The following is a 7,712-nucleotide window of genomic DNA, read 5'->3' on the forward strand; positions in this document are numbered from 1 at the left end:
CAGTAATGCTTATCCGAACGGCATTAAACCTCAGTGTTGGTCTTTTTTATTGGTGATACGTATTGGGTAAATATGCAGTTAGCCAGTTATAAATTATCTGTCTACATCTATACTTTTATATCTTAGAGACAACGAACGCGCCTTGAATCGTAGCGTGTAGTTGTATAGGCTACCTCAAATAGCATATAAAAACTCATCACCCAACTTGATGATAGCGAAGGATTAACAATGAAAAGACTCGGACTTTTGGCAGTGTTCGCTGCAACGCTTACTGCAGGTTGCGCTTCAAATACTCAGCAAGACAACTTTCGTGAAGCCTCTTTTGAGCTGTGTAATACCGAAGTCGATATTTACTCTGTAAGCCACGATGAAAGAGTACGTATCGTCTGTTCTGATGGCTCTAAATTCGCTTTAAACAACGAAGACACGCTAGAAGTGATGCGTGATATCAATATCGACTACTGTGACGGCGAAGGTTTAGGCAAATTCAACGAGAGCCGCCATTATTACTCATTCAAGTGTAAGTCTGGCACCCTGCTTAGCATCAGAAAGTAAAACCAACATAAGAAAACCACAAAGGGTTGATGTGCAAACATCAGCCCTTTTTAGTACCCGCAATAACCAATCTTCAAAGACAAAAAAGGCCCCAATAAAGAAGCTTCTAATATCGTCATTTTTCAAAGTAGTCGTTTGAAATTCTAGGAGAGCACGCGGAGCTTACGGATGTAAGTGAGCATGCTCGACAACGACTTTATTACTTACGAATACAAAAAAGGCCCCAACAGGGACCTTTTAAACTCTTTTTCAAAGTAGATGAGCGAAGTTCAAGGAGCTCACACGGAGTTTGCGCTAGCAAATGAGTATGTGCGACACAGAAATTCGTTCACTCTACGCAGAAAAAATTAAGCGTAAACCGGTAGACGCTTACAGATATTTAGTACTTTTGCTTTTGTCGCTTCGATAACAGACTCATCACCCATGTTATCTAGGATGTCACAGATCCAACCTGCTAGCTCTTTCGCGTCTGCTTCTGAGAAACCGCGACGAGTGATAGAAGGAGAACCGATACGGATACCTGAAGTAACGAACGGGCTACGTGGATCGTTTGGCACTGAGTTCTTGTTTACTGTGATGTTAGCTGCACCTAGTGCTGCATCTGCTTCTTTACCTGTGATGTCTTTGTTGATTAGGTCAACTAGGAACAGGTGGTTCTCTGTAGAACCTGAAACGATGTTGTAACCACGTGCTAGGAATTCAGCAACCATTGCTTTTGCGTTAGCAACAACGCGAGCTTGGTATTCTTTGAACTCTGGCTCTAGAGCTTCTTTGAACGCTACTGCTTTACCAGCGATAACGTGCATTAGAGGACCACCTTGGCCGCCTGGGAATACTGCTGAGTTTAGTTTCTTGTAAAGATCTTCGCCTTCGTTAGAAAGGATAAGACCACCACGAGGACCAGCAAGCGTTTTGTGCGTTGTCGTTGTTACAACGTGAGCATGTGGAACTGGGTTCGGGTAAACGCCTGCAGCAATTAGACCAGCAACGTGAGCCATATCTACGAACAGGTAAGCACCTACTTTATCAGCGATTTCACGCATGCGCTTCCAATCACAGATTTGAGAGTAAGCAGAGAAACCACCGATGATCATCTTAGGCTTGTTCTCGATAGCCAGTTTTTCCATCTCTTCGTAATCGATTTGACCCGCTTCATCGATACCGTAAGGGATGATATTGTAAAGCTTACCAGAGAAGTTTACTGGAGAACCGTGAGTTAGGTGACCACCGTGTGCTAGGCTCATACCTAGAACAGTATCGCCAGCATTCAGTAGTGCCATGTATACAGCGTTGTTTGCTTGAGAACCTGAGTGAGGTTGTACGTTTGCGTATTGAGCGCCAAACAGTTCACATGCACGTTCGATTGCTAGAGTTTCAACTTTATCTACGTACTCACAACCACCGTAGTAACGCTTACCTGGGTAGCCTTCAGCGTATTTGTTTGTAAGTTGAGAACCTTGAGCTTCCATTACACGTGGGCTTGTGTAGTTTTCTGAAGCGATAAGTTCGATGTGCTCTTCCTGACGAAGAGTTTCTTCTTGGATAGCTGCGAATAGATCCGCATCGTAATCAGCAATGTTCATGTCACGCTTAAGCATCTGTATCTCCTGACTCAGATTGTACTGAAAGTTTCAAAAAAACCACACAACGACCGAAAGCAAACGTTTCCGTCACCGTTTTGATGTGACGCATTCTACATAATTTGATCTAGGTCATAAAGAGCTAATTGCAATTTTATTATGCAGTTTTTTCATAATCACATATAAGATTCATCATGGTTATTTGGCTTATCCAACCAAAGATGACGCTTACTGTCAATTTTACGCTTTACACCCTGTAAAACGCAGATTACATAGGTTTACCTTAATTTTGCGCCTCAAGCTACCGAAAGCTAAGGTTTTTCTCTACTATGCACGCCTTTATTGGTTAGGTAATTATAAAAACGATGGAAAAACACTCACGTAAAGAAGATTGGGTAGCGATTCTCACTGGCACGTTTTTAGTGGCGTTAGGCGTCTTCTTTTTACAGTCAGCGAACCTGCTTACCGGTGGTACTACTGGCTTGGCTCTGCTCTTGAGTCAATTCTTGCCTGTAACCTTTGGTATTTTGTACTTTGTTGCAAATTGCCCGTTCTATTTATTAGCATGGAAACGATTCGGCCGTAGCTTTGCTATTAGCAGTGCGATTTCTGGTGCTTTAGTGTCTGTGTTTGCCGATCATTTATACTTAGTTATCTCGCTAGAAGTTCATAACGAGATCTATTGTGCTGTTGCCGGCGGCTTATTAATGGGCTTAGGTATGCTAATCCTATTCCGTCACCGCTCAAGTCTGGGTGGCTTCAACGTACTGTGCTTGTTTATCCAAGACCGCTACGGTATCTCGGTAGGTAAAACACAAATGGGTATTGATGCGTGTATTCTGTTTGCATCGTTCTTCTTTGTGTCACCTTGGGTAATTGCCGTATCTGTATTAGGCACCGCAGTATTGAACATCGTATTGGCAATGAACCACAAACCAACTCGCTACTCGGTGAATTACGCGTCTTAATACCAATCACCCTGTGAATTACTAGCTGTTTTTAATAACAAAAACAGCTAGAATTTAGGTTTTATAAACCGTTGCCTTTTCTATGCAAGATTACCTCTCTAGCGCCAAAGACCAACAAGCCTCTATTTATATTGAAGGCTTGGAATTCAACCCCAACACACGAGTCTTAAGTTGCGACGAGCAGGTCATCGATTTAGAACCTCGTTCTATTGAATTACTCGAACTGTTTCTGACTAGCGTGGGTGAACCGCTAGCTGCTGAGCACATCATTGAATCTGTGTGGCAAAGTAACTTCATTTCCAAAAATGTTCTGACAAACCGAATCAGTACCTTACGTTCAGTACTTCAAAAACACCTACCAGATAGCGACGCGACCAAAATACTGGTGACTTACCCACGTAAGGGTTACTTCCTTAACCCAAGTTCGGTTAGCTTTGCCGCGGCTTCCCCTGATCCCGAAGCGGATGATGCCGCCATAGAACCTCCAACCAGTAAAAAAGGATTTAGCTCCAATCCAGTTAACCCTTGGCTTGTTGTGGTGTCTTTGGTCTTACTGATCAGCACTGCAGTAATGGGCTATATGCTTTGGCAATCTTCGACTCGTGCTTCTGAAGTCGAACGCAACCAACGATTGATTCCTAAGGTCGAACTTCTCCTGAATCGATTGGATGCCATTGGCGATAATTCCAGAAAATACCGAAAAGTCGTAAAAGCATTAATACTTCAACAGCAGATTGAATACGCCTACACCGATCTTGCTAACCAAGATGCGCCAAGCTACTTCCTTGACCCTATAGATAGCTCTCCATTCTTTCCGGGCGCAAAGAACATGCGTACCAGTGATTACCTGCTTAACATTCAGCTGAAGGATCAAGAAGTAGATAAACGCCTTGTCGCTAAAATAAGCCTGATTTACCCAAACTCAGGGAAGTTGGCGTTTGGTGGTGTTTACTCTATTGATGTTAATAACATCAGCAGCAGCGTTATGGAGATCAACAGAGAGTTAGCTAACTACTTTGCTCTGCCCGCACCATTGTCGCCAGAATGGTCTGTCGACAATACCGAAGTCAGTGAATTGCTGAGTGGAAAAACCATCACGTTTGATGGCATCAAAATCAACACCATGACATCTACTCTGATTGCACGACAACTAGCTCTATTTGAAACGGATCAGAAAAAGCTCATTGCGTTCACCAATCTTGTTCAAACTCGATTTAAGTTACTGCCAGACGAACTCAAACTTTGGGTCGGTATCATTCATTTCAAACTGAGAGACCTGCAAACCGCAAAAGAACTTCTGACCAATACCTCAGGAAACTCTACGATCGAAAATGCGTTGGTTTATATGATGGTTTCTCACATTGCTTATAAGCAAGGCAACATGGAGAAGTTCCGCCTCAACTACATGGAGTCGCTGGTTGCGTTATTGAGAGTGGTACCTTCTGAAGAATTGTTTGCTCGCTTATCCAAACCTGAGTCGAAATCGACCTGTCTCCAGCCTTGGAAAAATCTAAAATTGAGCATCAAAGAGCCACTTATCATTAAGCAGTGGGAAAACCTGATGCTTAACTACTGCACGAATGTCGGCCATCAACTTTCCGAACAAAAAATATAAAACATTTAAAAACAAAAACTTAAATATAAATTAAGATCTTATGTATCTTCATTTTTTGCCCTATTAACTCTCTCACCAATAGCATTCCTAAAAACATCAGGCCGCTCTCGGCCAACTATATTAGGAATGCTCAACATGAAAAAATCCATGACGCTGCTTGCGACTTCTCTCTTTGCTCTTTATGGCTGTGGCGGCGGAGGTGGCTCTTCTTCTGGTTCAACAGATGGTAATAAAGGTCCAAGCAATCAGGCGGATTACCCAATTGCGAGCTCTGTATTTTCCCCTAAACCAGAAACAACATTGAGCTACTCATTTACCAAAGATGGTCAGACTGAAGGCGTGATGACAATGAACTTCGCTCCTTTAAGCGGTGAACTCATCATTGCAGGGCTAGAAGAGGAGACTGGCAATGAAGCAGTAGTTCAAGTTATCAATGACCTAATCAACTACGGCATCACCGAATTTTATGTTTCTGAAGACATAATGACGAATGTTGAAGGTACAGAAGAAGACGGCAGCATTTATTTTGCAGGCCCTGACCGCGGTCTGCACGAAATCACCAATGCCTACTTTATTGGCAGCCAATACATCACAACCGTTATGCACAGCAGCCCTCTTTTCCGTTTAAAAGGTGCTGACGTAAAAGAGAGTAACCCAATCATTGATATCAGTAAGGAGACCGTTTCATTGCAAATGACGTTAGATGCCGAAGCTGTCGCGAATATGTTGAGTGACTTTGAGGATCACAAGTGGGTTGAAAACTTACCATCTACCGCCTCATGCCAAGTCACTTGGCAGCAAGAAATTAATGAGACTGGTGTTCGTAAAAGCTTCACTGTTTCGGGTAAATCGGTCGAAGCTGCGAATCTTACGGAGAAAAACACTTACTACATTGGCTGTGTAGGTATGGATTCGGCAGAATTTGGCACATCATCAGAGCGCTGGTTCAACCCTAGCATCGGCTTAATTGAACAGATTGAATTGATGTCTGTAGAACAATCTACGATCGAAGAATCAGCAGCGTCACTGACTTCGATTAGCTAGCCCTAACTTAGATTCACTGAACCTGAGCGTAACTGCTGACTAGCTAAAAACAATAAAAAAGGCTTTGGGGAGCTCTCCAAAGCCTTTGTAAAAGCCCAACCCTTTAAGGGGAATAAGAATCAGGCTTCTTAAAATGAAACAAGGTTAACCTTCAATCAAGAGAATACGAGTCTCGTATGGACGTAAGATTTGATGATGTAATGCTACTGAAGTGTTCGCCTCTTGATAGTTAGACAACAAACTCTTCGCCTTACTCATATCAAAACGTTCCGGTAAAACGCATTCCGCCTCTTCACCATAGTAGTTATTAATACACAACAAAGTCTGACTATCAGTCTCGCGAGAATACGCAAATACCGACGGGTGCTCAGGCAATAAATCTTTGTAGCTACCATGAGTAATCACTGGCACTTCTTTGCGTAACTCAATCAAGCTCTTGTAGAAGTAAAACACAGAGTCTTTGTCTTCCAGTGCTTGCTCAGCGTTGATCTCAGTATAGTTATTCGCAACCTCTAGCCACGGCTGAGCTTGTGAGAAGCCTGCATGCGCTTCGCTGTTCCACTGCATCGGCGTGCGAGAATTATCACGAGATTTCTGCGCCAGAATCGCCATCATATCTTGATGCGCCACACCATCACGGTTAACCATGATGTCATACGTGTTGGTGCTCTCGACATCACGATATTGACTGATCTCGGTGTAACCTGGGTTGGTCATGCCAATCTCTTCGCCTTGATAAATATAAGGCGTGCCTTGCATCATATGTACAGACGCAGCCAGCATCTTGGCCGACTCAACACGATACTGCTGATCATCACCTAAACGGCTCACCACTCGCGGTTGGTCGTGGTTACACCAAAATAGTGCGCCCCAACCTTTGCCGTTCAAGCCTGTTTGCCAATGATTGAAGACCGACTTGAGCTGTAAGAAATCAAATGGTGCATTAGTCCACTTCTCACCATTGGTGTAATCGACTTTAAGGTGGTGGAAGTTAAACACCATCGATAGTTCGCTGTTATCAATGTTTGAGTATTGCTGGCAATGCTCGAGTGTCGTTGAAGACATCTCGCCTACTGTCACGCTGCCGTATTTCTGGAATACCGCTTCGCTGATCTCTTTCAGGTATTCGTGCACTCGTGGGCCATCAGTGTAAAAACGACGACCATCACCGATATCATCGTTAGGGAAATCTTGTTGCTTCGAAATTAGGTTGATCACATCCAAGCGGAAACCGTCAACGCCCTTCTCAGCCCAGAAGCTGATGACATCTTTCACTTCTTCGCGTACAACCGGGTTCTCCCAGTTGAGGTCAGCCTGTTCTTTGGCGAATAAGTGTAGGAAGTATTGCCCTGTCGCCTCATCGAGTTCCCACGCATTACCACCGAACTTAGACTGCCAGTTAGTTGGTGCTTGGCCATCTACGGGATCTTTCCAGATATAGTAATCGCGATACGGGCTGTTTTTATCGCCCAAAGCAGATTGAAACCATGCATGCTCTGTCGAGGTATGGTTTACCACGATATCCATCACGATGCGGATACCACGTTGATGCGCTTCAGACAGCAGTAGGTCGAAGTCTTCCATGGTGCCGAATTGGGGGTTAATCTCATAATAGTCTGAGATATCGTAACCATTATCGATCATGGGTGACGCGTAAACTGGGGTTAGCCAAATCGCATCCACGCTCAAATGTTTGAGGTAATCCAGTTTCGAAATGATCCCTTTGATATCGCCAGTACCTTTATTGCCGCTGTCACAAAAGCTCTTTGGGTAGATTTGATAGATGGTTGCGGTTTTCCACCAACTTTCATCATGCTCAGTCATCGCCATCTCTAACACTCACTTACCAGAAAATATAAATAAAAAATCACCATGCTTACATGGTCAAATAGGAATCATTCCTAAGAGAAAAGCGATGACTCAATTGAATCATCGCTTGTTAAATGCATT

General features: G+C 43.5%; 6 protein-coding genes. 4 read left to right on the forward strand and 2 right to left on the reverse strand.

Annotated features, from left to right (window positions below; genetic code table 11):
• Window positions 1-228: 228 nt before the first annotated feature.
• Window positions 229-555 carry a hypothetical protein gene (locus A142_RS14445; protein ID WP_019819867.1) on the forward strand — a complete coding sequence of 109 codons (327 nt, stop codon included), beginning with the start codon at window positions 229-231 and terminating at the stop codon, window positions 553-555.
• A 347-nt stretch (window positions 556-902) separates the two neighbouring features.
• On the opposite strand, the gene glyA is transcribed toward A142_RS14445, so the two are convergent.
• The gene (gene glyA / locus A142_RS14450) at window positions 903-2,153 is read right to left on the reverse strand and encodes a serine hydroxymethyltransferase (RefSeq protein ID WP_019819868.1); all 1,251 of its coding nucleotides are present in this window, start codon (window positions 2,151-2,153) and stop codon (window positions 903-905) included.
• 347 nt (window positions 2,154-2,500) lie between these two features.
• Between glyA and A142_RS14455 the strand changes: the two genes are divergently transcribed.
• The 3 genes from A142_RS14455 to A142_RS14465 all read left to right on the forward strand — a co-directional run bounded on the left by A142_RS14455 (window position 2,501) and on the right by A142_RS14465 (window position 5,762).
• Entirely contained in the window at window positions 2,501-3,103 is a 603-nt protein-coding gene (locus tag A142_RS14455; protein WP_017060757.1) for a YitT family protein, read from the forward strand.
• Between the two features lie 82 nt (window positions 3,104-3,185).
• Window positions 3,186-4,718, forward strand: coding sequence for a winged helix-turn-helix domain-containing protein (locus A142_RS14460; protein ID WP_029405259.1), 1,533 nt, complete (start codon window positions 3,186-3,188; stop codon window positions 4,716-4,718).
• Between the two features lie 135 nt (window positions 4,719-4,853).
• Entirely contained in the window at window positions 4,854-5,762 is a 909-nt protein-coding gene (locus A142_RS14465; RefSeq protein ID WP_019819872.1) for a hypothetical protein, read from the forward strand.
• A gap of 144 nt (window positions 5,763-5,906) precedes the next feature.
• Here A142_RS14465 and treC read toward each other — a convergent pair whose 3' ends face one another.
• Window positions 5,907-7,592 (reverse strand): alpha,alpha-phosphotrehalase, encoded by a 1,686-nt coding sequence (gene treC, locus A142_RS14470; protein WP_029405260.1) that lies wholly within the window; start codon window positions 7,590-7,592, stop codon window positions 5,907-5,909.
• Window positions 7,593-7,712 lie beyond the last annotated feature (120 nt).

Origin of the sequence: Vibrio splendidus 12E03 (assembly GCF_000272105.2) — a bacterium.
In the GTDB taxonomy this organism is placed as follows: domain Bacteria; phylum Pseudomonadota; class Gammaproteobacteria; order Enterobacterales; family Vibrionaceae; genus Vibrio; species Vibrio splendidus_I.